21 protein-coding genes are annotated in these 21,991 nt (G+C 48.8%); 7 read left to right on the forward strand and 14 right to left on the reverse strand.

All coding sequences use genetic code 11. The features are described 5' to 3' along the window. Positions 1-28: 28 nt before the first annotated feature. From ACRPK8_RS12085 to ACRPK8_RS12095, 3 genes are all read right to left on the reverse strand, one after another. Entirely contained in the window at positions 29-1,108 is a 1,080-nt protein-coding gene (locus ACRPK8_RS12085; RefSeq protein ID WP_432238430.1) for a site-2 protease family protein, read from the reverse strand. Between the two features lie 87 nt (positions 1,109-1,195). Beyond that, on the reverse strand, positions 1,196-1,747 hold the full coding sequence (locus ACRPK8_RS12090) for a maltose acetyltransferase domain-containing protein (RefSeq protein ID WP_432238431.1): 552 nt from the start codon (positions 1,745-1,747) through the stop codon (positions 1,196-1,198). Between the two features lie 122 nt (positions 1,748-1,869). Then, on the reverse strand, positions 1,870-2,754 hold the full coding sequence (locus ACRPK8_RS12095) for an SDR family oxidoreductase (protein ID WP_432238432.1): 885 nt from the start codon (positions 2,752-2,754) through the stop codon (positions 1,870-1,872). Between the two features lie 131 nt (positions 2,755-2,885). Here ACRPK8_RS12095 and ACRPK8_RS12100 point away from each other — a divergent pair, with 131 nt between their 5' ends. Then, positions 2,886-3,368: a VOC family protein gene (locus ACRPK8_RS12100; protein WP_432238433.1), complete on the forward strand. Its 483-nt coding sequence runs from the start codon at positions 2,886-2,888 to the stop codon at positions 3,366-3,368. 464 nt (positions 3,369-3,832) lie between these two features. Here ACRPK8_RS12100 and ACRPK8_RS12105 read toward each other — a convergent pair whose 3' ends face one another. Continuing rightward, entirely contained in the window at positions 3,833-5,182 is a 1,350-nt protein-coding gene (locus ACRPK8_RS12105) for an FAD-dependent oxidoreductase (protein WP_432238434.1), read from the reverse strand. Positions 5,183-5,593: 411 nt separating this feature from the next. On the opposite strand from ACRPK8_RS12105, the gene ACRPK8_RS12110 reads away from it, so the two are divergent. Beyond that, positions 5,594-6,211: a YitT family protein gene (locus tag ACRPK8_RS12110; protein ID WP_432238435.1), complete on the forward strand. Its 618-nt coding sequence runs from the start codon at positions 5,594-5,596 to the stop codon at positions 6,209-6,211. Positions 6,212-6,313: 102 nt separating this feature from the next. Beyond that, entirely contained in the window at positions 6,314-6,880 is a 567-nt protein-coding gene (locus ACRPK8_RS12115) for a GNAT family N-acetyltransferase (RefSeq protein WP_432238436.1), read from the forward strand. A gap of 72 nt (positions 6,881-6,952) precedes the next feature. Here the strand turns inward: ACRPK8_RS12115 and ACRPK8_RS12120 are convergent, their stop codons facing one another. The 9 genes from ACRPK8_RS12120 to ACRPK8_RS12160 all read right to left on the reverse strand — a co-directional run bounded on the left by ACRPK8_RS12120 (position 6,953) and on the right by ACRPK8_RS12160 (position 15,784). Then, positions 6,953-8,332: a hypothetical protein gene (locus ACRPK8_RS12120; RefSeq protein WP_432238437.1), complete on the reverse strand. Its 1,380-nt coding sequence runs from the start codon at positions 8,330-8,332 to the stop codon at positions 6,953-6,955. Continuing rightward, entirely contained in the window at positions 8,329-9,246 is a 918-nt protein-coding gene (locus ACRPK8_RS12125) for an FTR1 family iron permease (RefSeq protein WP_432238438.1), read from the reverse strand. Before ACRPK8_RS12125 ends, ACRPK8_RS12120 begins: the two co-directional genes overlap by 4 nt. 12 nt (positions 9,247-9,258) lie before the next feature. Next, a complete protein-coding gene (locus ACRPK8_RS12130) occupies positions 9,259-9,993 on the reverse strand; it encodes a hypothetical protein (RefSeq protein ID WP_432238439.1) in 735 nt (244 codons plus the stop codon). Continuing rightward, on the reverse strand, positions 9,990-10,718 hold the full coding sequence (locus tag ACRPK8_RS12135) for a glycosyltransferase family 2 protein (RefSeq protein ID WP_432238440.1): 729 nt from the start codon (positions 10,716-10,718) through the stop codon (positions 9,990-9,992). The genes ACRPK8_RS12130 and ACRPK8_RS12135 overlap by 4 nt, the downstream gene beginning before the upstream one ends. Then, positions 10,715-12,151 carry an alkaline phosphatase family protein gene (locus ACRPK8_RS12140; protein ID WP_432238441.1) on the reverse strand — a complete coding sequence of 479 codons (1,437 nt, stop codon included), beginning with the start codon at positions 12,149-12,151 and terminating at the stop codon, positions 10,715-10,717. Before ACRPK8_RS12140 ends, ACRPK8_RS12135 begins: the two co-directional genes overlap by 4 nt. Beyond that, positions 12,148-13,002, reverse strand: a complete 855-nt coding sequence (locus tag ACRPK8_RS12145) for a lysylphosphatidylglycerol synthase transmembrane domain-containing protein (protein ID WP_432238442.1) — start codon at positions 13,000-13,002, stop codon at positions 12,148-12,150. Before ACRPK8_RS12145 ends, ACRPK8_RS12140 begins: the two co-directional genes overlap by 4 nt. Further along, positions 12,984-13,895, reverse strand: coding sequence for an NAD-dependent epimerase/dehydratase family protein (locus tag ACRPK8_RS12150; RefSeq protein WP_432238443.1), 912 nt, complete (start codon positions 13,893-13,895; stop codon positions 12,984-12,986). Before ACRPK8_RS12150 ends, ACRPK8_RS12145 begins: the two co-directional genes overlap by 19 nt. A 26-nt stretch (positions 13,896-13,921) precedes the next feature. After that, complete coding sequence (locus ACRPK8_RS12155) at positions 13,922-15,106, reverse strand: hypothetical protein (RefSeq protein WP_432238444.1); 1,185 nt, start codon at positions 15,104-15,106, stop codon at positions 13,922-13,924. A gap of 150 nt (positions 15,107-15,256) precedes the next feature. Continuing rightward, complete coding sequence (locus ACRPK8_RS12160; protein ID WP_023469644.1) at positions 15,257-15,784, reverse strand: YbjN domain-containing protein; 528 nt, start codon at positions 15,782-15,784, stop codon at positions 15,257-15,259. A 200-nt stretch (positions 15,785-15,984) separates the two neighbouring features. On the opposite strand from ACRPK8_RS12160, the gene ACRPK8_RS12165 reads away from it, so the two are divergent. The 3 genes from ACRPK8_RS12165 to ACRPK8_RS12175 all read left to right on the forward strand — a co-directional run bounded on the left by ACRPK8_RS12165 (position 15,985) and on the right by ACRPK8_RS12175 (position 20,613). Beyond that, positions 15,985-18,438: a CoA-disulfide reductase gene (locus ACRPK8_RS12165; RefSeq protein WP_432238445.1), complete on the forward strand. Its 2,454-nt coding sequence runs from the start codon at positions 15,985-15,987 to the stop codon at positions 18,436-18,438. Positions 18,439-18,620: 182 nt separating this feature from the next. After that, the gene (locus tag ACRPK8_RS12170; protein ID WP_432238446.1) at positions 18,621-20,066 is read left to right on the forward strand and encodes an alanine/glycine:cation symporter family protein; all 1,446 of its coding nucleotides are present in this window, start codon (positions 18,621-18,623) and stop codon (positions 20,064-20,066) included. Between the two features lie 85 nt (positions 20,067-20,151). Next, a complete protein-coding gene (locus ACRPK8_RS12175) occupies positions 20,152-20,613 on the forward strand; it encodes a hypothetical protein (protein WP_432238447.1) in 462 nt (153 codons plus the stop codon). Positions 20,614-20,738: 125 nt separating this feature from the next. On the opposite strand, the gene ACRPK8_RS12180 is transcribed toward ACRPK8_RS12175, so the two are convergent. Continuing rightward, positions 20,739-21,551, reverse strand: a complete 813-nt coding sequence (locus tag ACRPK8_RS12180) for an aldo/keto reductase (RefSeq protein WP_432238448.1) — start codon at positions 21,549-21,551, stop codon at positions 20,739-20,741. Positions 21,552-21,708: 157 nt separating this feature from the next. Between ACRPK8_RS12180 and ACRPK8_RS12185 the strand changes: the two genes are divergently transcribed. Continuing rightward, complete coding sequence (locus ACRPK8_RS12185; RefSeq protein WP_432238449.1) at positions 21,709-21,912, forward strand: hypothetical protein; 204 nt, start codon at positions 21,709-21,711, stop codon at positions 21,910-21,912. Positions 21,913-21,991 lie beyond the last annotated feature (79 nt).

Below are 21,991 nucleotides of genomic sequence, written 5' to 3' on the forward strand. Positions count from 1 at the left end.
AACGGAGGCGCATCCAATTGAATCAGAGTCAAGAAGGGGTAGGCAAGTAACCTTTCGAATACTCGAAGGCGATGAATAAAATGGCACCGAGCGCCAAATAAGCGAGGAGCGTGATCGTTTGCTGCTTTTTTGGCATCTGGTGATACTGAACGGACTCCTCGGCAAGACGAAGCGGTTCAATCCGTTGATCGATCCGTCGTAACAAGGCGTCGTAATCGTTTGCGGCATCATATTGATAGCGTAACAAGTCATCCGCTTCGTGCCGTGCCTCTTCCGGACTGGCTTGTCGCAGGTCTTGTAAATCGAGACGAAGCGACCAAGCGATCGGATCGTACGTACTCTCGATTGACTGTTCGTCCTCACCTTCGACTTCAGAGTCGAGAGCGGCTTCGGCGTTCGCCCGCTCTTGTTCTGCTTTTGCCTGTAAGACGCGTTCACGTGCAGCACGGTACAACATCAAGGTCGACCGGTTCGCTTCATATTGTTTCGCAAATTTATATCGTTTCCAGACGGCACTACCGCCGAAGAAAGCAATCAAAAGCAGAATCAAGCTGAAGTTCGTGATACCGTAAGCAATCAAGGCGGCAAGTCCCGCAACCCAGACGATGATTGGAAGTCCCGCAAGAATCCGTCCACCGTCAAGCGGACTGACGGGAAGTAGGTTGAAGAGATTTAATAGAGCTCCGAGATGGAAGATGACGAGCCAAAAGTCATTTCCCGTCACAGCGTATCCAATCGCAAGCGGAATCAGGGACAGGAGACCCGCGAGTGGTCCACCGTACGCAAGAATCGCTTCTTGTTTTGGTGTTCGAAACGTATCCTTGATCCCGATGACGGCTCCCATGAAAGGAACGAAAATCGCAGGACCAGTCCTAAAACCGAGTCGCTTCGCAGCGAGTAGATGTCCCATCTCATGAATGAATAGGAGATAGAGCAATCCGACACCAAACCAGACACCAAAGATCTGCGCGTAAAAGAGGAGGGAGATCCCGAATGAAATCAGAGTGCCTCCGAACTTTGAGAATTTCAATAAAGCAAGGATGACTTTTCCCTTCGATAAGAGAAAGGCGCCGGCAACAGCAAGTCCACCCCAACGTTTTTTAGCCATCGTGAGTTTCCTTCTTTCATCATCTGACGTTCTTCTTTAAGTGTACGACACTGATGCAGGAAAAGTTTCATCCCGACTGCTCGGGAATCAGATCGTCTTAATGATGCGGGCTGGATTTCCGCCGACGACACTGTTTGCTGGTACATCTTTGACGACGACACTGCCTGAGGCAATGACAGCATTATCTCCGATCGTCACACCGGGATTGATGACGGCACGTCCGCCAATCCAGACGTTATTGCCGATGACGACTGGTTTTCCGAATTCATAACCGCTGTTGCGCTCGACAGGATCGAGTGGATGAGTCGCAGTATAGATATGTACTCCTGGAGCAAGCATGCAGTTGTCGCCAATCGTAATCGGACAAATATCGAGCAAGACACAGTCGTAGTTGGCATAAAAGCGAGCCCCTAACGTGATGTTATAGCCGTAGTCACATTTAAAGGTCGGTTCGATGTAAAAGTCAGCTTGCTCTGTCCGGAATAATTGTTGAAGAAGTGCCTTCCGTTTCGCACCATCATGGACACTCAATTGATTAAACTCATGGCAGAGCGATTGTGCTCGAATGCGGTCAGCCACGAGTTCCGGATCTTGTGCCAAGTAAAGTTCCCCTTGAATCATCTTTTCTTTTTCAGTCATCTGATTCACTCCTTCATCGTTATTACTCTCATTAGACTAAATGGTACCTCGTGATGCAACTGATATCCCGTTAACACACACGAAAACAGGATAGCCGAAGCTATCCTGTCGAAATTCAATCCTTATGCCAATTCAATTCCGCCTGTGACACCATAGATTTGCGCCGTGACATAGCTCGCAGCGTCTGAAGCGAGGAAGACATACACATCTGACAGTTCGACCGGTTGACCACTGCGTTTCAGTGGTGTTTCCTGTCCGAACTCTGGAATGTTCTCGCTTGGTTGACCACCCGAGATTTGAAGCGGTGTCCAAATCGGACCAGGTGCGACGGAGTTGACACGGATTCCTTTTGGTGCGACTTGCTTAGCGAGTCCACGCGTGAACCCGTTGATGGCAAACTTCGTTGAAGCATAATCCAAGAGGTTTGCACTTGGGTTATATCCTTGAACCGATGTCGTCGTGATGATCGAAGCCCCTTCCTTCAACAGTGGCAAGGCTGCTTTAACGACCCAGAAGAGGGAGAAGACATTGATTTCGTATGTTTTGCGTAGTTGCTCCGTCGAAAGATTGAGAATGTCTTCGACAGCTTGTTGTTTACCAGCGACAAGCGCCAAAATATCGATTCCACCGAGCGATTCGTGTGCTTCTTTGACGAGTTGCTGACAGAACGCTTCATCACTTAAGTCACCAGGTAAGAGGTAAGCTTTTTGTCCCGCTGCTTCAACGAGTGCTTTGACTTCTTCTGCATCCTGTTGTTCTTCCGGTAAGTAGTTGAGGACGATGTCAGCCCCTTCACGAGCGTAAGCGATGGCTGCTGCTCGACCGATGCCGGAGTCGCCACCCGTAATCAGTGCTTTTTTGCCGATCAATTTGCCAGAGCCTTTATAACTTTCTTCTCCGCAATCGGGAACTGGTTCCATTTTTGCTTGTACCGCTGGTGCGTCCTGATATTGTTTTGGGAAATCGTCATTGAAGTATTGGGTTAACGGATTTTTCGATGCAGCCATGTAAACATTCCTCCTGAAAATTGGTTTTGGTATAGGGTGTATGTTCCCTCAACAAGTCGGATTAAACGTTTCTGATGGTAGTAAATTTGGAAATTGATGGTTTACACTGGAAAAAGAGGAGTGTGAAGAAGATGATTGCTGGACTGTATGAAGCTCATTTACCGGTCAAGGAGCTCAAACGATCAATTGCCTTTTATGAAAAATTGGGACTTGCATGTGCGTTCCAAAATGAACGCGTCGCTTTCTTTTGGATCGAGCAAGGCAAGAGTTGGTTAGGTTTATGGAAAGCCGGTCAAGCCGAGTTACCGTATCATCCATCGGTTCGACATGTGGCGTTTCGGATGGAGAAAGAAAATATCGATAAAGCACAGGACTGGTTAAAGGAGAGAGGGATTGCCGTTCGATCTGCGTTTGGTGTAGCAGCAGCCAATCAACCGCTCGTTCTCGATAATCATCCACATGCACATGCGGCGATCTACTTTGAGGATCCGGATGGCAATTCGCTCGAATTGATCGCACCGTTACGCTTTGATATGGAAACAGTGAATGGTACGATGCCATATCAGGACTGGAAGCGTCTTTATGAGACTGAATTGGAAAAAAAGACGACATAATTGGTATGTTCTTTTGCTCTAGTGATAAAAATTGAAAAAGTACTTTGTTCTTTCGAAATCGCTTCCTAGGGAAAAACAAGCAGGATCGACCCTGCAGTGAAGCGAAGCGGCGCGATGCTTGTCCCAGGAAGACGGTTCGAGATGAACAAAAAAGTGCAATCCTTCTCGTTAGAGAAAAATTGCACGTTGTCTTCAGTCTAAAACGGGGCTGACTCAAAAGTCAGTCTCTACAAAGATCAGGGTGGCAGAATGATGATCTGCCATCCTGATCTCGTAACAAAAGAATGACGCGTCACACGCCACTCCTACAGGAAGAAGCGCATTTGCGCTGTCAGAGACGAACAAGACCCGCTTTCCTGCTTGAATGAAGCAGGAAAACTGGCTTGTGTCTCGCCTGAGGAAAGGGCGTGAAAAGACGCGTCATTTTTTTGAGTCAGCCTCATTTGATTGATCGTGTAATGCGCTTAGACACGAGCGGATTGACGCTCATTCATCGCTTGCAGAGCTGCTTGGTTCAGCAAGTTCCACGGTTTGTTGTAGTGCGGTTGGAAGAAGAAGTCGACGAAAGCGAGCTCTTCAAGTGTCATATCGTTTTGAATTGCGACAGACAGTGTGTTCATCGCTTGTGTCAAATCGACTTTAGAGATGATTTGTGCCCCGACGACACGATGTGTTGCTGTCTCAAAGACGAGTTTCAATTGGACGTCTTCTGCTGTTGGCATGAACTCTGGGCGATACGCATCCGTAACCGTCGTGCTACTCACTTCAAGTCCGAAAAATGGTGCTGCTTCTTCTGTCAAACCAGTCGACGCGATGTTTAAGTCATATAAGCGAAGACCTGATGTGCCTTGTGTTCCTTGGTAACGAATCTTAGGTGCGAGTAAGTTTTTTCCGATGAGTGTACCCATCCGGACAGCATTCGTTGCAAGTGGAATATAGGCATGTGTCCGAGCTGGGTTGTAATAGACGGCACAGCTGTCACCAGCAGCAAAGATGTTCGGGTTGCTCGTCCGCATATAATCGTCAACGATGATCGCACCGTTTGGTAGCATATCGACCTGTCCTTTTAGGAGTTCCGTACTTGGACGGAAACCGACACAAAGAATGACGAGGTCCGTTTCGAACGTTCCTTTGTCCGTGACGACATGTGTGACGATACCATTTTCTCCTTTGAAGCTTTGGACGGTTTGTCCAAGTTCGAGACGAATGCCACGATTTGTTAATTCGCGTTCAATGACGTCAGTGAACGAGCGGTCGAGGTATTTGTTGAGAATGCGATCTGCACTATCGATGAATGTGACATCTTTTCCGTAGGCTTCAAACGCTTCGACGAGTTCAGCACCGATATAGCCTGCACCAACGACTGTAATGCGCGCTGCATCTGTTGCTTTTTCGATGATCGTTTGGGCGTGATGATAGTTTTTACAGAGCTCGATTTGATTCAGCTCAATGCCAGGAAGCATCGGAATGATTGGCCATGATCCTGTTGTCATGATGAGTTTATCGTACGTATCGTGAACGACTTCACCAGTCATGAGGTTTTTCGCAACGATCGTTTGGCGTTCACTATCGATTTCAAGCACATCATGTTTTAGACGCATCTCAGCGCCAAGTTCAGCGAGTTCACTTGGTGACGAGTAGAATAGCGATTCCGCGTGCTTGACGACACCACCGACGTGAAGTGCGATCCCACAAGAGAGAAACGATACATTGTCATTCCGCTCATAAACGGTGATCTCGACATCTTGTTTTGAAGCGAGTTCTTTGACTGCTGCTGTTCCTGCGTGTGTACATCCGATGACTGCTACTTTCATGGGTAAAGTCTCCTTTGTGTTTTGTTTGTGATATAAATCACATTCATTTGATATACTTAGTGTAATCCTTCACAAGTTCACTTTCAAGTAGTTTGTTCAATGTTGAGCATAATCTTGTCTAAATTGTGAATGAGTGAGCAAAGCTGTTTGGATTATGTGAAGAATGCGTAAAACTGTTTTAGTTACTGAAATTCGGGTTATAATGAAAGTAGATTTTTAATGAAGGGGTGGAAACCGATGGATACCGAGAGGACCAATCATCTATTCAGCTTACCTGATTTTTAGCAGTACCGGTCAAAACGAACAAGACGGTAATGGCTTATAAAAATCAGGGAGAGCGAAAATAGATGAATACCCAAACGGGACGTATAAAACCTCTCCCACGATGTAAACGGGAGAGGACAATAAAACATGAAACGAATCGCAACCATCTTAACCGGAACGCTGATCATGGCGTTCGGTTACTACACATTGAATGAACAGTTCGGATTAGCAGAAGGCGGCTTTATCGGATTATCGCTGCTCGGTCGATACTTTTTTGATATCAATCCTTCGATCTCAATGATCGTGCTTGATATTCCATTTTTCATCGGTGCCTTGTACTTTAAAGGCAAGCGCTTCGTCAGCGAAGCGTTACTTTCAGCAGGTGCGTTATCACTCTTTTACGAAATGTGGCACCGACTTGATCTGTTCTACTTTCCAGAACAAGCTTGGCCAGCGACACTCATCGCAGCAATCGCTAGCGGAATCGTGACCGGGTATGGTCTCGGACTTGTTTTGAAAAGTGGAGCAGCGACAGGGGGAGACGATCTACTCTCGATGGGACTCAGTAAACTGACAGGTCTATCGATTGGAACGATTTTATTCGGACTCGACGCCATCGTGTTAGTGATTTCACTTGTTTATCTTCCACTTAGCTTGACGTTATACACGTTACTGGCTGTAGCAATCGCTGGACGTGTCGTTGCTGTCATGACACGGGAACCTCTCATCGTACCGGCACCAGTCGTACAAAAAGTCACGCAGTGAAATGAATGAAAGTCCAAAAAAATTAAGTATCGGATTCGACCTCGTCGAGTCCGATTTTTCAGGTTCATCGATTAGAAAATGAGTATAAAGGAGAATAACGATATGATTCGGCAAGCACACGCTTCTGAAGCACAACAGATTGCCCCGTTGATTGAGCAGGCGATTCATGAGATTGCTGAGACACTGACGGGGACGACGGAAAAAGAAGAGGTTCTAGAAAGACTCGCTTATTTCGTTTCCCAAACCGGAAACCGACTCAGTCATGAGAACATCCTCGTAAAAATCATCGAGGACGAAGTAGCGGGCATCGTGATTGCATATGCCGGAACAGATGCGAAACCACTCGACGAACCAATTAAAGAACAATTGAAACAGTGGACGGGGAAAGCTGTCCAGATCGACGTCGAGACGGAGGGACCAGTCTATTACCTAGATACCCTATCGGTTGACGCACGTCATAGTGGTAAAGGAATTGGAACGGAACTGCTGCAAGCAGCAGCAGAAGAAGGCGAAAAACGAGGACTGCAGGCGTTCACCTTAAATGCTGATCAAACGAACGCAGGAGCGCAGCGCCTGTATCGCCGTCTCGGCTTTAAACCGGTCCGGACGATTGAAATCAGTGGCGGTACCTTCGATTATATGGAACGGCGTTACGATACGCAGCAATGAAAAAAACCATGTCGATTTCCACGGAGTCATTCGGGAATCGATATGGTTTTTCGCATGAGTGTAGCGGTCTGATCAAGGAGCCGTTAACTGATATAGCATCGCTTGTGCATCTTCCGGTTCGTATCGGGCATCACTCGTAAAGCGGACGACCTGTTTGACTTTAGGTCGCACACCCTGAGCGTGAAGACGCTCGAGCAATCGACCGGTCACGTAACTCTGATCGGATTTTGGTTCTGCACGCCATTTACTGACCGAACCGATCGGAACGATGGAAGCATCCGGTCGTTCGGACTCGAACTGCCGTGCTTCCTCATCCGTAAAGACGATTGCGCCGATTGGAAGTGTCGCTACGTAACGTGCCAGTTCGATCGTCGCTGGAGGACGCGTCGCTTGTTCGTTCAACGCTAGGCTACCGATCGTCAACTGAACGACTAAAAACGGCAGATACATCCGCAACGGAAGCTGACGGATCGACCAGATGAGTAGCAACAGGACAAGCGGTAAGACGTGACGGGGCTTATCAATATTTTGTCCGAGCCAGACCCAGATGAAGTAAAGTCCAGCCGTCGTCCCCCAAGCGAGATCAATCGTCCAACGTTTGCGTAAGAACAGCATCATCCCGGATACCAACCCAATCCACGTGCCATAGCCGATGCCATGCCAGAACAGTTGCTGAAGCGTCTGAACAAATCGTTGAACGATCGAGGCATCATCGGTCTGAGCAGAACCGCCCCAGTCAGAAAAATGACCACTGACGAAGCGAAGCGAGAGTTGAAGAAACGAGTAGGGACCGCCGACGGAAAAAGCGACCGGGAGCAACCAAGCGAGTTGCGCAAGCAGAAGCAGCGCGCACTCGGATAAGAGTTGCCAGTAATCCTTTCGCACCTGCCACAGTAGGACGAGTAGCATGAAACCAAACGGCGCATAGGACAAGCGCGTCGCCATCAGTAAACCAAATAAGAGATACGGGAGCCAGCGGCGAATCTGATGCCGGGCGCGTTCGATGCTCCAGCCGTACCAGATGAGTAATCCGAGAGCGAGCCCATCCGACATCCCTGTCGCAGCGAACGTAACGAGTGAAGCAGTAGAGAGAACGGTAAAGGCAGCAATCAGCCGAGTCGTGTCATACGCATGACGACGAAAGAGCAAGTAGAGTGGCAAGAGGGCACTTGCTAGTCCCATTGTGGAAATAAGACCAAGCGCCTTAGTAGCTGTCGTCATAGGAAGGAACAGGTGTGCCAATAAGATGAAAAAGGGATAACCCGGAAAGTGCGGGCGTAAATCTGCCAAATCATAATCGTTCACAGCGAGCGTGAAGTTCGCAATATCGTAGCTCGCGATGAAGGGACTGACGTACATGATCCGTAAACCAATCCAGCCGCCGATGAACAGCAGTGCGATCCAAAAAAGCGATCGGCCACGCGGACGTGAACGATCGCTCCAGATGGTCAAGAAACCTCCTGTAAGGACTTCGATGACTTCGACGGTTTGTTTTGACGGAGTAACATCCAACCGGCAAAGGCGAAGTAGCCCCACCAAGCGACGACTTGTTCAAGCGATGGGTTATGACTATATCCGAACATCGCGCCCATGAATGTTCCAATCTGTCCACTGATCAACGTCGAATTGCCGGTATCCCGCAAGTATTGCACCTGATCGATGTAATGCTCCGGCATGAAGCCGACAATGTTGTATAGAGCGGCAGGTGTACCGTCTGCGTTCGTCAAGAAGCTACCGAGCAAACCAAGATCTTGGAAGCGTCCAATCGTTTGGACGAGCATGCCGGCTGCGATGAACAGGATCAATACACCAGTCACTTGGAAGAAACGCTTGACGGGGATTTTCATGGAACCAGACACGAACAAGTATCCGAAAATTAATGCGAGTAAGAGACCGGAAACCGCACCATAACTTGTCAGGACTTTCTCGATTTCGCCTCCCGAGATGGCAGCGAAGAAAAAGACTGTTTCGATTCCTTCTCGAACGATGACGAGGAAGGAATGGATGATCATCGTAATCGCACTACCTGTCGAGACGGCAGCAGCGACCTTCGCCTGGGAAGCTTGCTGATTTTCTTTCGCTTCTTTCCCCATCCACAGCACCATGTGCGTCAAGAGCAGGACGGAGACCATCATGATGCCGAGACGGAGATACGTATCGCTTCCAAAACTCGCAAAACTCGTAAAGACGACCTGGAACAGGAACGCGACACCGAGACTGGCAAGAAGCGCTAGTCCGACACCAGCGTAGACCCATTTCTTATATTGCGGGGCGTTCAATCGATCGAGATACCCTAAGATCAAACCGACGATCAGAACAGCCTCGAGACACTCCCGAAGCGTAATCAAAAACGCTTGAAAATCCATCTGTCTTCCTCCTTATGAGCGGCGTTTCTTCTTCCATTGACCAATGACGACGATAACGATGAGGACGACGACAAGTCCGAGCGCAATCAACTTCCAAATCGCGTCTGTGCCGAACGTCTGTCCGAGAAAGGAATCTTCTTCTGTGAAGACACCGGTTTTTTCTTCACCCGGCAGGACGAAGAGTGGTGTTAACGTCTCTTCGATCAGCGTAATGTTTTTCTTGAAGGATTCTTCGTCACTCGCTTTTTTCCCGACTCCGAATAGTCCGGGGTTTCCGAGTGCCTTTAATGATTCATCAAATGCAGTATACACGTCATCGGACGTCTTAGCATCCTTGCTTTCCTTGACGTATGGTGCGAGCACGTCGTATGTTCCGCGGGCTTTCGCGAGTAAGAGTTTCGCTTGACCGAAGTCTTCGAACTGTTCTTCAGCAAAGTGCAGGCGACGTTCGATATTTTGACGGAGAGCGACGCGGTACGCTTGTTTTGCAGCCTCTGCATCTTCTTGTTCGAGAGCCGTGTCGATCTTCGCTTTCGCTTCAGGGAAATACAGTTTGAATTCTTTATCATAGGCGGCAATCGTCTCTTTCGCAAGCGCGTAATCCTTGGCATCGAGTTGTTCTTCAAATTGTTTATAGGCTTCCGCAAAAGCTTCCTTTCCGGGGTCTCCGTAACTATAAGCGGAAACCGTGGAAGTGCTCACAAACAGTGAGAGCAGGAGGAGCGGTAGCAAAAGAAGGCGTTTCATCCAAGTTGCTCCTTTCGTTCCGTGCGTTCTTCAACGCTAAGCTGAGTAACAGGTCGTCGCCACTCCCGGTAAATCGCCGGGAGGACGCGCTGGATATAATTCAAACGGATGAAAGACTTTCCCGCTTCCCGGACCCGGTAACGGATCGGGACTTCGTGCAGGCGGAAGCCTTTTCGAACGAGGTTGAGGGTCAATACTTGTGCATAGTTATAGTCATGAATGATCTCAGCATGGTGACATGCTGCGCGTGAAAACGCCCGCATCCCGCTCTGACCGTCATGAATTTTGCGCTTCAGTAAAAGACACTGTAACCAGGTGAAGACATGATTGCCAATGTAGCGGTAGAGTCGCATCCCGTCAACGGTACCGAGGAAGCGGGATCCAAAGACATAATCTGCTTGGTCATCGAGAATCGGTTGAACGATATCCGGAATTTGATCGGCCGGATATTCGTTATCGGCATCAATCATGACAGCAACATCAGCGCCGAGCTCGTAGGACTGGCGGAGTCCTTCCCGGACTGCAGCGCCGAGTCCTTGATTCTGCTCGAACCGATAGACATGTGCGCCGTGTTGACGGGCGATATCACTCGTCGCATCCACTGAGCCGTCGTCGATGACGAGTGTCTCGACCGGAATCCCGTCAATCATATCCGGGATTCGCTTTAAGACGAGCGGGAGCGACACTTCTTCATTGTGGGCAGGTAAAAAGACGATGATCTTCATTTAGATGTCGCCTCCTTGAACGCTTCTGTCAACAGCACGCCGCGGCTATCGTGCGGGATGTCTGCGCCTAGTACTTTTGTAATCGTTGGTCCGAGTGACAAGATATGGCGGTGCGTATCGACTTTCAGACCGGCATGCACATTCTTGCCATACATCCAGAAGGGAACGAATCGTTCGCCTTCATCCAAGTGACCGTGTCCACCGATTCCATCGGCTTGACCATGATCCGCCATGACGATGAGTGTTGCATCTTCGAGTTTACCGAGGCGATCGAGTTCTTCACAAAACTCAGCAAGGAGCGCATCTGCTTCCTCTATTTTTTGAACATACTCGGAATAGAGAGTTCCCCGACTGTGTCCCGTTTGGTCCGTTCCGATCAACTGAATTGCGAGCAGATCCGGGTCTTCTTCATGGACGATTTGTTTGGCACGTTCCACGATATTCCGGTCCGCCACATCATTATGCATGACGGCTGTGACGGTCCGTACGTCGGTTGAACCGAACGCATCGACAAGGTGAGCGATACCAAGAATTTTCCCGGATTTATCGACGGAACGGAGACGGTCGAAGACAGTATCCGTTTTGACGCCTGTCGTGTTCCAAACCATGTTCGAATGAATACCGTGATCTTCCGGTCGAGCACCTGTGAACATCGAGCTGAAGCAAACGACGGTCCGGGCAGGGTAGACGGTTTCCATGTTCGTATATTCCGTTCCTTCCTGACGCAATCGTTCGAGGAACGGTGTGTTGGCTGCCATGTAGCGATCTTTGCGCATCCCGTCGACGATCAGGACGTAGACTTTTTCTGAAGTCGGAAGATCAGCATCGACCGTCATTGCCTCGGGCAACTTCGGTTTCCAGTCAAAGAGATAATGATGCAAAATCCAAGAAAAGACGAATAGACCAATTGGGAACCAGACGAACGTCATGTCGAGTGTCGAAGCGTCACTTGCTGTCCACCAGTACATAAGCAATAGGGCAACTTTCGGGAGCTGCTCCTGCGCGTTACCGCTCGTTGAATCACTATTTTTTAGAACGAGTTTCCAAAAACGCGTGAAGTTCGTCCAGCGTGTGCCGATTCGGAGATGATAGTAGATCGTTCCCCAGAAAAAGATCGTGAAGAAGAAATAGAGCCCCGCACCATAAGCGAATAAAGGCAAATAATCAGCATTCGTACCCTGAAGGAACAGCCAAACGATAACCGGGATCCAAAGGTAGTTTCGTAAAAATAACGGGAAGTCATAACGCCAAAGCAAGATGAATAAAGGCAGAGTCACGATAAAACCAAGACCAGCTTCTGCGAGTGGCATCTGCGTCCATACGGCGTACGTCAAGAAGACGCCGATCGTAAAAATCGGTGTGAAGGGTTTTCCTTCATTGAGTAAGTTCCAGGCGCGTGCTGCGACTTTTTCAAAGCGAGAGGCACTTTTCATCGTCTTCCTCCTTTCCAATCAGTGTATTTGAGCTGACGAACCAACAGCCGAAGCGTAGCCGGATGGCGAACGAGGACGTACAGCGGGATAAGAAAAGCAAACGCGTATTTAAAGAAGTGCGTCATTAAGGCAACATCGTACGCATGAGTAACACCGGCTTGCCGTAACACAGTACCCATTGCGAGTTCATACGTCCCGAGTCCGCCAGGCGTGAACTGAATCACACCAGATAAGACACCGGCGCTCATTGCGATTAAGGTCGTCGGAAACGACACATCGACATCTGCTCCATGCAAGAGGAAAAAGACGGCGAGTGCCTCGACTGCCCAAGCGAGGGTTCCTAACAGAACGAGCGATGGGAGGTGCGGGACATGCCGACGTAATACAAGCAACAACCCGCTCGCAAGCACAGCGACAAGTAAGACGATCGGATGAAACAACCAACCGATCAGAATGAAGGTACACAGAACGATCAAGTCAATACTTCGTTGTAAGACGAAGATCGCGCTCGTCTGCTTCCATGGACTTCCGACGGCTCTCGCCGTCACGAGCCGAATCATCTCTCCCAGTTTGACCGGTGAGAGGTGATTGATCGTCAGTCCAAGATAAAGACTTGATAGGTAAACAGCCGTTGGTGCACGTTTCGCATCAGCGCGACGCCAGGCAATCGCTCGTAAATAAAAGGCGAACGCATACGTCACGGTCGCAAGGATCGTCCACGGGCTCTTGAATAGCGCTTCGATATACCGATAAGAGACCGGCAACTCAAGGAAAAAACGAAGGAGCAAAAAGATGACGAGCCCGGTAAGCGTCAGGTAAAGAAGCGTTCGGATCAGCGATTTTGATGCCACGCGATCACCTGCTCCAGTCCAGCATCGATTTCGATTGACGGTTGATAGTCGAATGCTTTCTGTGCCGCCGTCGTATCACTCCATGTCATCGTCACGTCTCCAAGCCGGGCAGTTTGAGTCTGCACGGGTACATCGAACCGTTGACCGATCCGTTCGGCTAAGGTACGTACAGAAACCGGCTGATTTGCACCAAGATTGTACGTTCCGACAGCACGAGCGAGCAAAGCTTGTTCCATGCCGCGTGTGATGTCATCGATATGGGTGAAGTCACGGATTGGATCACCGAAGACGGTGAGGCGCTCCCCGCGTAACGCCTGTTCAATGAAACGAAACAGTGCCATATCAGGACGACCCGCTGGACCATAGACAGTGAAGAAACGGAATACGGTCACATTTAAATCATACAAATGAGCATACGCATGACAAAAACTTTCGGCACTATACTTGGCTGCCGCGTACGGACTAGTGACATGCCCCGTTGCCTGATTTTCTTTGAGCGGACCCGTCTGCTCCCCATAAACGGAAGAAGAAGACGCGAAAAAGACATGCGGCATGCCATGTCTTTTTGCGGCTTCTAACAAGGTCACCGTCATATCGATGTCCTCGCGAATATAGTGATGCGGTTCTTCGAGCGAACGCGGAACCCCAGGCAGTGCTGCGAGATGAAAGACGGCGTCGAACGGTGTCTTCATCCAGGCGTCGAGATCGTGATGAACGTCACCCGTCGTAACGGTAACGCCGGCACGTCTTAACGCAACGGTTCGTTCTTCTTTTAACTGAACATCATAGTAGTCCGTGAAAGCATCAAGGACATGGACGGTATGGTGCTGCTGGAGCCGGAGGGCGAGGGCGGCGCCGATGAAGCCGGCACCTCCTGTGATTCCAATGTTCATCTTATCCCTCCTTTTCCTGAGCCGTCTTAATTGAGTGGTTCGAGTGCGTCCGTGATCCGTTCACCTGTCGCTTCAGCCTTGACGTCACCTTTTTCGACGAGTGCGAACCAGTCGTTGGCGTCTTTTGTGATTTGTGCTGCTTTGTCCTCACCGAGGCGGTTCTCAAGCGTCGGTTTCATCGCAACGACGAACATGTTGGCTTCCATTGCTTCTGCGCGTGCTGTATCGACATCTTTCTTCTCGATCGCTTCTTGTGCCTCTTCGTGATAACCGTCGACTTTTTCTGTTAATGCTTTCGCAAATAAACCTTCGATCTCTTTGTAAGAAACGTCAGCCGGTTTTGTCTTCGAGAAGTCATAGCGTTCTTTTAACGTTTTGACAGCCTCTTCATCTCCACCCGCTAATGATTCTTCGATCGCAAGGAGGAAACCATATCCTTCTGCTTGTTCCATCTGTAATTCTTTGTCATCCGTACCGGCTTTGACGCCATCCTCGATTTTTTGAGCATAACCGAGTGCAGCCAAGTAGAAGGAACGGTAAATCGATTTATCCGTTACTTGTTTCGCTACATTGAAGTCACCGATTTTTTTCGCGTCGATCGCTTCTTGTTGCGCCGCAAGACCAGATGTGATGGCCTGGGCGATCGCATCTTCGTTTTTGAAGCCGTAACTCGCATCACGTTTTTCCGCAGTCGGAATGAAGACAGTCTTCGCCATCGCTTCAATGTCCTTGACTGCTTCCGTTGCCGCTTCCGGTTTACCGGCGACGAGTGCCTCTTCAGCTTTTGCTTGTGTTGCTTTCTGTAATTTATAGAAGTACGATTGCAGACCTTTATCGACGAGTTGACGGGCGATGTTCTCATCGAGATCCTTCGCTTCAACACCCGCTAGGGCAGATTGGATGACTTGTTCGATTTCTGGTGTCGTTGTCTCGACGCCACCTTTTAGTTTCGATTCATAACTCGTCTTGACCATCTTCCAATCGATTGCTTGTCCTTCTTTTGCTTTATCGAGTTCGGCTTTGATCGAGCTGAAGATTGTCAGTTCATCCGTCAATGTCGTCGCAGCGATTCCTGCATTCGTTTTATTCGTTTCTGTCGACTGTTCCGTTTTCTCTTTCTTTGGTGCAGTCGTATCGGACTCGTTTGAGCCGCAGGCAGCTAAGATGCCTGCTACCATGAAGATCGAGGCTACTTTTAAACGTTTTTTCATATCAGAATTCCCCCAGAATAAGTAATACGTGATCGTCATGTAGTCGTTTTCACAAATCTAACTATAACGAGAATAATTCTCATTGTCAATTGAACTTTAAATAAAAAAACGGCTTTGGAGCAAGGCTCCAAAGCCGTTCAACGTGAAAAATCAGAACTGTTCATACAGTTTTGTCAAATACGTGTAGACTTCGTCTGATGCTTGGAACATCATGACAGAATGTCCGAAGATTGCAGCTGGATTAAAGCCGTGATCAAGATCGATCGTCGATGCGATCGTGACATCACGGTCGCTGTCGAGAACGACGCGGAAGTATTTGAATTCTTGGTTGAAGTCGTTGATCGCGTTAAGAATCGGAAGATCCTCGACACCGTCTGGTACGTGTGTCACCGTACGAGCAAATAATTCGACATCTGTCGTCGTCTTACTGAAGACGATCATCATCATCGGTTCTGCTCCAGCAGGTGTTTTTTCTTGTGTCATGAAGAAGACGTGTGTTTCATTTTCACGCGCTTCCATCGGAATCCCTTTTTCGACGAGGAAAGCTTGGAATGCTTCCAAGTGTTGTTGCTGTTGCGGTGCAATTCCTTGTTCGTTCGTTTCGGGTTGACGATCTTGGTGAATCGGTGTCACTTTATTATTCTCGTTTGATTCGTTCGAGTTACGTTCCTGGTCCATTGCAAAATCCCCCTTTATATACTATAAATTCAGTTTCAAGCATTTCAGGTGGAATTGCAACTAATGTCCGTTAAGATAGGAAGAAAATACAAAGAAACAGAGATATGTCATGTTTGTGAAAGCGCGAGCAATATACTTGAAAAGACATACCTAAGCGGGTATATTAGGTGACAGATAGAAATTCAAGGAGGAATCATCAGATGAAAACGATCATCGTAGGAGGCGTCGCCGGTGGCGCTACGGCAGCAGCACGACTGCGTCGAATTGACGAAACGGCAGAAATCATTTTGCTTGAACGGGGAAAAGAGATTTCGTTCGCAAACTGTGGATTGCCTTACTATATCGGGGATGTCATCAAAGATCGAAATAAGTTACTCGTCCAAACGCCGGAAGGCATGCACGCCCGGTTTAATCTAGACGTCCGTAATCTATCTGAAGCGATCCGGATTAACCGTGAAGCGAAGACGGTTACGATCCGCAACGTTGAAACGGGTGAAGAATATGATGAATCGTATGATCATCTGATTCTTTCTCCGGGTGCGAAACCGATTCGTCCGAACATTCCGGGACTGAGTGATGCAACGAACGTCTTTACGTTACGCAACATCCCGGATACCGACCGGATGCGGGAATACGTCGATACGACGCGACCTGAGACAGCGCTTGTCATCGGTGGCGGCTTTATCGGTCTTGAAATGGCAGAAAACCTCGCTGAACGAGGAGCGCGCGTTACTCTCGTCGAGATGTCGGATCAAGTCATGGCGCCGATCGATCCGGAAATGGCAGCGATCGTTCATGAACATCTGCGGGCAAAAGGCGTCGAGTTGATTCTAGAAGACGGCGTCGCTCGTTTTGAAGAGGCAGGTCGCCGTGTCGTCCTGACAAGCGGACGCGTGATCGAAACCGAGATGAACATCCTATCGATTGGTGTCGCACCAGAGAGTACACTCGCAGCAGACGCTGGCCTGACGCTCGGGATCAAACAGACGATTCAAGTCGACGATCAACTCCGGACGTCTGATCCGTCAATCTTTGCGATTGGTGACGCGATTGAAGTCAAAGATTATATCACGCAGGAAGCGACGCATGTGCCGCTCGCATGGCCGGCTAACCGTCAAGGACGTCTTGTTGCCGACATCATCGCCGGACGCGACGTCCGCTATAGCGGAACTCTCGGGACGGCAGTTGCAAAAGTATTCGACTTGACCGTCGCTTCGACCGGCAACAACGAAAAACGGTTGCGTCAGCTCGGCTTGCGTTATGAAGCCATCCATCTTCATCCGGGATCACACGCTGGTTATTACCCGGGTGCGAGCCCGATTTCGATGAAACTGCTGTTTGATCCGATCGAAGGAACAATTTACGGGGCACAGGCAATCGGGATGACGGGTGTCGAGAAACGAATCGACGTCCTCGCGACAGCGATCAAAGGTGGTTTGACGGTGCTTGATCTACCAGATCTCGAATTATCATACGCACCACCGTACAGTTCAGCAAAGGATCCAGTCAATATGGCGGGATACATTGCTTCGAATATCGTGCTTGGTGACAGTGCAAACGTTCATTGGCATGAAATTGATGCGATCATCGCAAACGGCGGCTTATTGCTTGATGTCCGAGAGCCATCTGAAAACGAACTCGGTTCGATTCCGGGATCAGTCAATATCTCATTGCCGACGTTGCGTGAGAATTTAGATGAACTGCCGAAGGATCAAACGATTTATGTGACCTGCCAAGTCGGGTTACGTGGATACGTGGCGAGTCAACTGTTACAACAACACGGTTATGATGTGAAAAATTTGAGCGGCGGCTACAAGACATGGTCAGTCGTCCATCGTGATCAGGAAGCGCGAAGCCAAGCGAAGGAGGAGACAGCTGTGACGGTAACGAAACGTGAACCAGAAACGAAGATTGCACCGGAACAAGTGACGCTGCTCGATACGTGCGGTTTACAGTGCCCGGGTCCGATCTTGGAATTAAAAACGAAAATGGACGGTATGACGGACGGCGAGCAAATCTTCGTCAAGGCGTCAGACCCGGGCTTCTTGCCGGACGTCCAGGCATGGGCCAAAAAATTAGGACACACAGTCCATTCAGCCGAAATGAATCAAGGGGTCGTTGAGGTCTTGCTCGAAAAAGGACAAGGTGAGACACCTGCTGTTTCGCCGGTTCAAGTCAATCCGGCAGATGATGCGACGATGGTCGTTTTCAGTGGCGATCTCGATAAAGCACTCGCCTCTTTCGTCATCGCCCAAGGTGCACAGGCGATGGGGAAACAAGTAACGATGTTCTTTACGTTCTGGGGCTTGAACATCATTCGTAAACCGGACGCGCCTGCTGTCGAGAAAGCGGGAATCGAGCGGATGATGGGCATGATGATGCCGAAGCATGCCGGAGAGTTGCCGCTCTCGAACATGAATATGGCAGGAGCCGGTCAAAAGATGATGAAAAAAGTCATGAAGGACAAACAAGTCGATGCGCTCGAGACGATGATGGCAAAAGCGCAAGCAGCCGGTGTCCGGATGATTGCCTGCACGATGTCGATGGATATCATGGGCATCAAGAAAGAGGAACTTCTCGACGATATCGATTACGGTGGCGTCGCAAGTTACCTTGGGGCAACGGATGGTGCCAACCTCAATCTATTCATCTAATCCAATGATTGCGTAAGTCAACGTGTTAAACCTGACATCTGATGTTAGGTTTAACACGTTTTTTGTTGTCTTTGGTATAGATGAGTTTGATTTTTCAAAAAAAATTGCGTATGATAAATCACATGTGAAAAAAGTTTACATCTAAAAAAGAGAAAACTATGTGGTGAAGTGGAGGGAATCGGATGGAGAAACAGGTAATGGATGTAGTGAGTAGAATCAGCGACTTGTTATGGACGAACGTGCTGATCATCCTGCTCGTCGGATTAGGCATTTATTTTACATTCCGGATGGGGTTCATTCAATTCCGGATGATACCGGAGATGTTACGTCTATTATTCCAAGGGACGGATAAAGGGAAAGACGGCGTTTCGCCATTCCAAGCATTCGCAATCAGTACGGCAGCACGGGTCGGTACCGGGAATATCGCCGGTGTCGCAACAGCAATTGCACTTGGTGGACCGGGAGCGGTCTTCTGGATGTGGTTGATTGCCTTGATCGGATCAGCTTCCGCTTTCGTCGAGAGTACACTCGCTCAGATTTATAAAGTACGAGACAATAAAGCATGGCGTGGGGGCCCTGCTTATTACATGGAAAAAGCACTCGGTCAACGCTGGCTAGGTGTGCTGTTCAGTATTTTGATTACGATCTCATTCGGTTTCGTTTTTAATTCCGTTCAATCAAATACGATTTCGCTTTCGCTTCAAAATCAATATGGCTTCGATAAAACGTGGATCACGGTCGGATTAGTCGTTTTGACGGCACTCGTCATCTTTGGTGGTGTACGCAGCATCGCGACCATCGCGTCGTTCCTCGTGCCGATCATGGCAGGTGGCTACATTCTGATCGCGCTCTACATCATGGTGACGAACCTAGAGGTACTCCCGAGTATCTTTAAATTGATTTTCCAAGAAGGTCTATTCGAGTTTAAGACACTAGCAGGTGGTGCAGTAGGTGCAGCGCTCCTGAACGGTATCCGTCGAGGTCTCTTCTCGAACGAAGCAGGTATGGGTTCCGCACCGAACGCAGCGGCGACAGCAGAAGTCTCTCACCCGGCGAAACAAGGGTTGATTCAATCATTCGCGGTTTTCGTCGATACGCTGATGGTCTGTTCCGCGACGGCGATGATTGTCCTCGTCAGTGGAGTAGCGACAAAAGATGCCAGCGGACAACCGGTGGCGGGGATCGATTTAGCGCAAGGTGCTCTTGCGTCACAAGTTGGTGCCATTGCGACAGGGTTCATGGTCGTTGCGATTTTCCTCTTTGCGTTTAGCTCCGTCGTCGGGAACTATTACTACGGTGAATCGAATATCAACTTCATCCGCGAAAATAAACAAGTCCTGATGGCATATCGTGTCCTCGTTCTTGTCATGATCGTTTTCGGTTCACTCGTCGAGTCAGCCAACCTCGTCTGGGCACTGGCGGACATCTTCATGGGACTGATGGCGATCGTCAATCTGTATGCGATTTTCCGTCTTTCGAAAATCGCGAAGCTTACGCTTGAAGATTATGTCGGACAGCGGAAAGCGGGAAAAGAGCCACGTTTCTATGCCGATTCCATCCCGAACCTACCAGGGAAAGAAACGCTTGAAGCATGGCAGGATTCGAAAGAAGATGAAAAAGCAATCTAAAGAAAGGGAGTCAGAGAAATCTGGCTCTTTTTTTGTATAGAACGAAATTAAAAAGGGAATACAGAGTACAGAAGGGAGGGGGAGAATGGAAAACGTACATTTCGTCCGCGTCACGGATGCGGTCTGGGAGTCGTTCGGAAACGATCCCCATATCATCATGGACTGGATTTTATTCATTCATGAGACACAACCCGATCAGGAACAATTATTTGCGTTGGAGCAGACCAATGCCATCTATCATCTGATGAATCAAATCGATATCTACATTGATCAGGAAACCCATTATAATCTGGGACGAGCGATCGTTGGTGAAGAACTGATCGTCAACGAAGAGAAAGCAGCAATCGTCGGCATTCTTCCTTTACCCCTCCTGATCATTTCCGCTGAAGTGATGCGAAACTTTGATCAACGGGCGCTCGCTTCGATTCATGATGAGGCGGGAACACCGGGCGAATTCGAAGACGTCTGGGAACAGTTTGCTGATCTGCGTGCCTATTTTCAGAAGGCGGAAGAAGCAGAAGATACGATTTTGATTTATTATGTATGATCAGCTCAAATCATAAAAAAGAGACCTGCTTCCAAGTCGTGGACTGAAAGGCAGGTCTCTCTTCGTTCGTACGAGTCAAGGCGGCTTCAAGGTGGAAGACGCTCTTCATTACATGGATCGTTAGATTAAAAATCGATTTCGTCCGGATCTGGTCCGAGGCGGACGTCCGTTGCCAGACGGTCGATCTTTTCGAGATCATCGGCATCGAGTTGGAAATCGAACACATCGAAGTTTTCCGCGATGCGTTTTGGTGTGACCGATTTCGGAAGAGCGACGATACCATTATCGAGATGCCAGCGTAAGACGACTTGTGAAGGGGTCTTGCCGTGTTTCTCCGCAATCTCCTTGAAGTCATCGATCTCAAGGAATTTACCTTGCATGAGCGGGCTCCAGGCTTCGATTTGGATATTGTGATCTTGCAAGTATTCGTGGAGTTCGTGTTGCGGCAATTGTGGATGCAATTCGACCTGGTTGATCATCGGTGCCATCAAGCCCTCTTCTGCCAATGTATCGAGGTGATGTTCCTTGAAGTTCGAGACGCCGATCGCTTTGATCTTGCCTGCTTCATACAGTTCAACCATTGCCTTCCACGCTTCAACATATCCTTCGACCGGCCAGTGGATGAGATAAAGGTCGAGGTAATCTGTTTCAAGACGCTCAAGCGATTCTGCGAATGCTTCCTTCGTCCGACCGGCACGAATATCATCGTTCCAGACTTTTGACGTTAAGAAGAGATCCTCACGTTTCACGCCGCTTTCCTTGATTCCTTTTGCGACACCGCGCTCGTTTTTATAAACGGCAGCCGTATCGATGTGGCGATACCCGACACGTAATGCTTCAGCGACAGCAGCAGGCGCTTCTGTCTCTTCATCTACTTGCCAGACACCGAATCCGATTTGGGGAATCGTAATACCATTTGAAAGTTTTGCGTATTGCATGTGTTACTCCTCCTCATAAAACATAGTTTTAGATTTGCTCGTTTAGTTTAGCACGAACGAACGAAGACGTCCGTTTCCATGCTCAGGAAGGATGTGGTACGTTAGAAGTGAAGACTACATGGTGTACCATGTGTCCATAAAAAAGGAGGAGAACGGTATGGCTCGAAAGAATAAATCACTTCCAAAAGGGGCTTGGCTTGGAATCGCTGGACTACTCGTGACGCAGGCAACCTATCTATTTCTAAATGCACGAAAATCAGGACGTAACCCATGGGTATGGGGAGGAGCTGGTCTCGTTCAGTTTCCACTTCCGGCAATCGCCTATCTCATTTTAGAACGTCAAGATCAGCGGAAAAAATAACGAACGGGGCTGACTCAAAAGTCAGTTTCTACAAAGATAAGGGTGGCAGAATGATGATCTGCCACCCTTATCTCGTAAA

This window comes from Exiguobacterium sp. TDN 0502 (assembly GCF_050846835.1).
In the GTDB taxonomy this organism is placed as follows: Bacteria; Bacillota; Bacilli; order Exiguobacteriales; family Exiguobacteriaceae; genus Exiguobacterium_A.

Coding starts and splice junctions, on each gene's coding strand:
- ACRPK8_RS12175 (WP_432238447.1), top strand. CDS start 20,152: ATGGAAAACGTACATTTCGTCCGCGTCACGGATGCGGTCTGGGAGTCG.
- ACRPK8_RS12105 (WP_432238434.1), bottom strand. CDS start 5,182: ATGAAAGTAGCAGTCATCGGATGTACACACGCAGGAACAGCAGCAGTC.
- ACRPK8_RS12140 (WP_432238441.1), bottom strand. CDS start 12,151: ATGAAAAGTGCCTCTCGCTTTGAAAAAGTCGCAGCACGCGCCTGGAAC.
- ACRPK8_RS12150 (WP_432238443.1), bottom strand. CDS start 13,895: ATGAACATTGGAATCACAGGAGGTGCCGGCTTCATCGGCGCCGCCCTC.
- ACRPK8_RS12125 (WP_432238438.1), bottom strand. CDS start 9,246: ATGGATTTTCAAGCGTTTTTGATTACGCTTCGGGAGTGTCTCGAGGCT.
- ACRPK8_RS12130 (WP_432238439.1), bottom strand. CDS start 9,993: ATGAAACGCCTTCTTTTGCTACCGCTCCTCCTGCTCTCACTGTTTGTG.
- ACRPK8_RS12170 (WP_432238446.1), top strand. CDS start 18,621: ATGGAGAAACAGGTAATGGATGTAGTGAGTAGAATCAGCGACTTGTTA.
- ACRPK8_RS12110 (WP_432238435.1), top strand. CDS start 5,594: ATGAAACGAATCGCAACCATCTTAACCGGAACGCTGATCATGGCGTTC.
- ACRPK8_RS12090 (WP_432238431.1), bottom strand. CDS start 1,747: ATGACTGAAAAAGAAAAGATGATTCAAGGGGAACTTTACTTGGCACAA.
- ACRPK8_RS12155 (WP_432238444.1), bottom strand. CDS start 15,106: ATGAAAAAACGTTTAAAAGTAGCCTCGATCTTCATGGTAGCAGGCATC.
- ACRPK8_RS12095 (WP_432238432.1), bottom strand. CDS start 2,754: ATGGCTGCATCGAAAAATCCGTTAACCCAATACTTCAATGACGATTTC.
- ACRPK8_RS12185 (WP_432238449.1), top strand. CDS start 21,709: ATGGCTCGAAAGAATAAATCACTTCCAAAAGGGGCTTGGCTTGGAATC.
- ACRPK8_RS12160 (WP_023469644.1), bottom strand. CDS start 15,784: ATGGACCAGGAACGTAACTCGAACGAATCAAACGAGAATAATAAAGTG.
- ACRPK8_RS12100 (WP_432238433.1), top strand. CDS start 2,886: ATGATTGCTGGACTGTATGAAGCTCATTTACCGGTCAAGGAGCTCAAA.
- ACRPK8_RS12180 (WP_432238448.1), bottom strand. CDS start 21,551: ATGCAATACGCAAAACTTTCAAATGGTATTACGATTCCCCAAATCGGA.
- ACRPK8_RS12115 (WP_432238436.1), top strand. CDS start 6,314: ATGATTCGGCAAGCACACGCTTCTGAAGCACAACAGATTGCCCCGTTG.
- ACRPK8_RS12085 (WP_432238430.1), bottom strand. CDS start 1,108: ATGGCTAAAAAACGTTGGGGTGGACTTGCTGTTGCCGGCGCCTTTCTC.
- ACRPK8_RS12165 (WP_432238445.1), top strand. CDS start 15,985: ATGAAAACGATCATCGTAGGAGGCGTCGCCGGTGGCGCTACGGCAGCA.
- ACRPK8_RS12135 (WP_432238440.1), bottom strand. CDS start 10,718: ATGAAGATCATCGTCTTTTTACCTGCCCACAATGAAGAAGTGTCGCTC.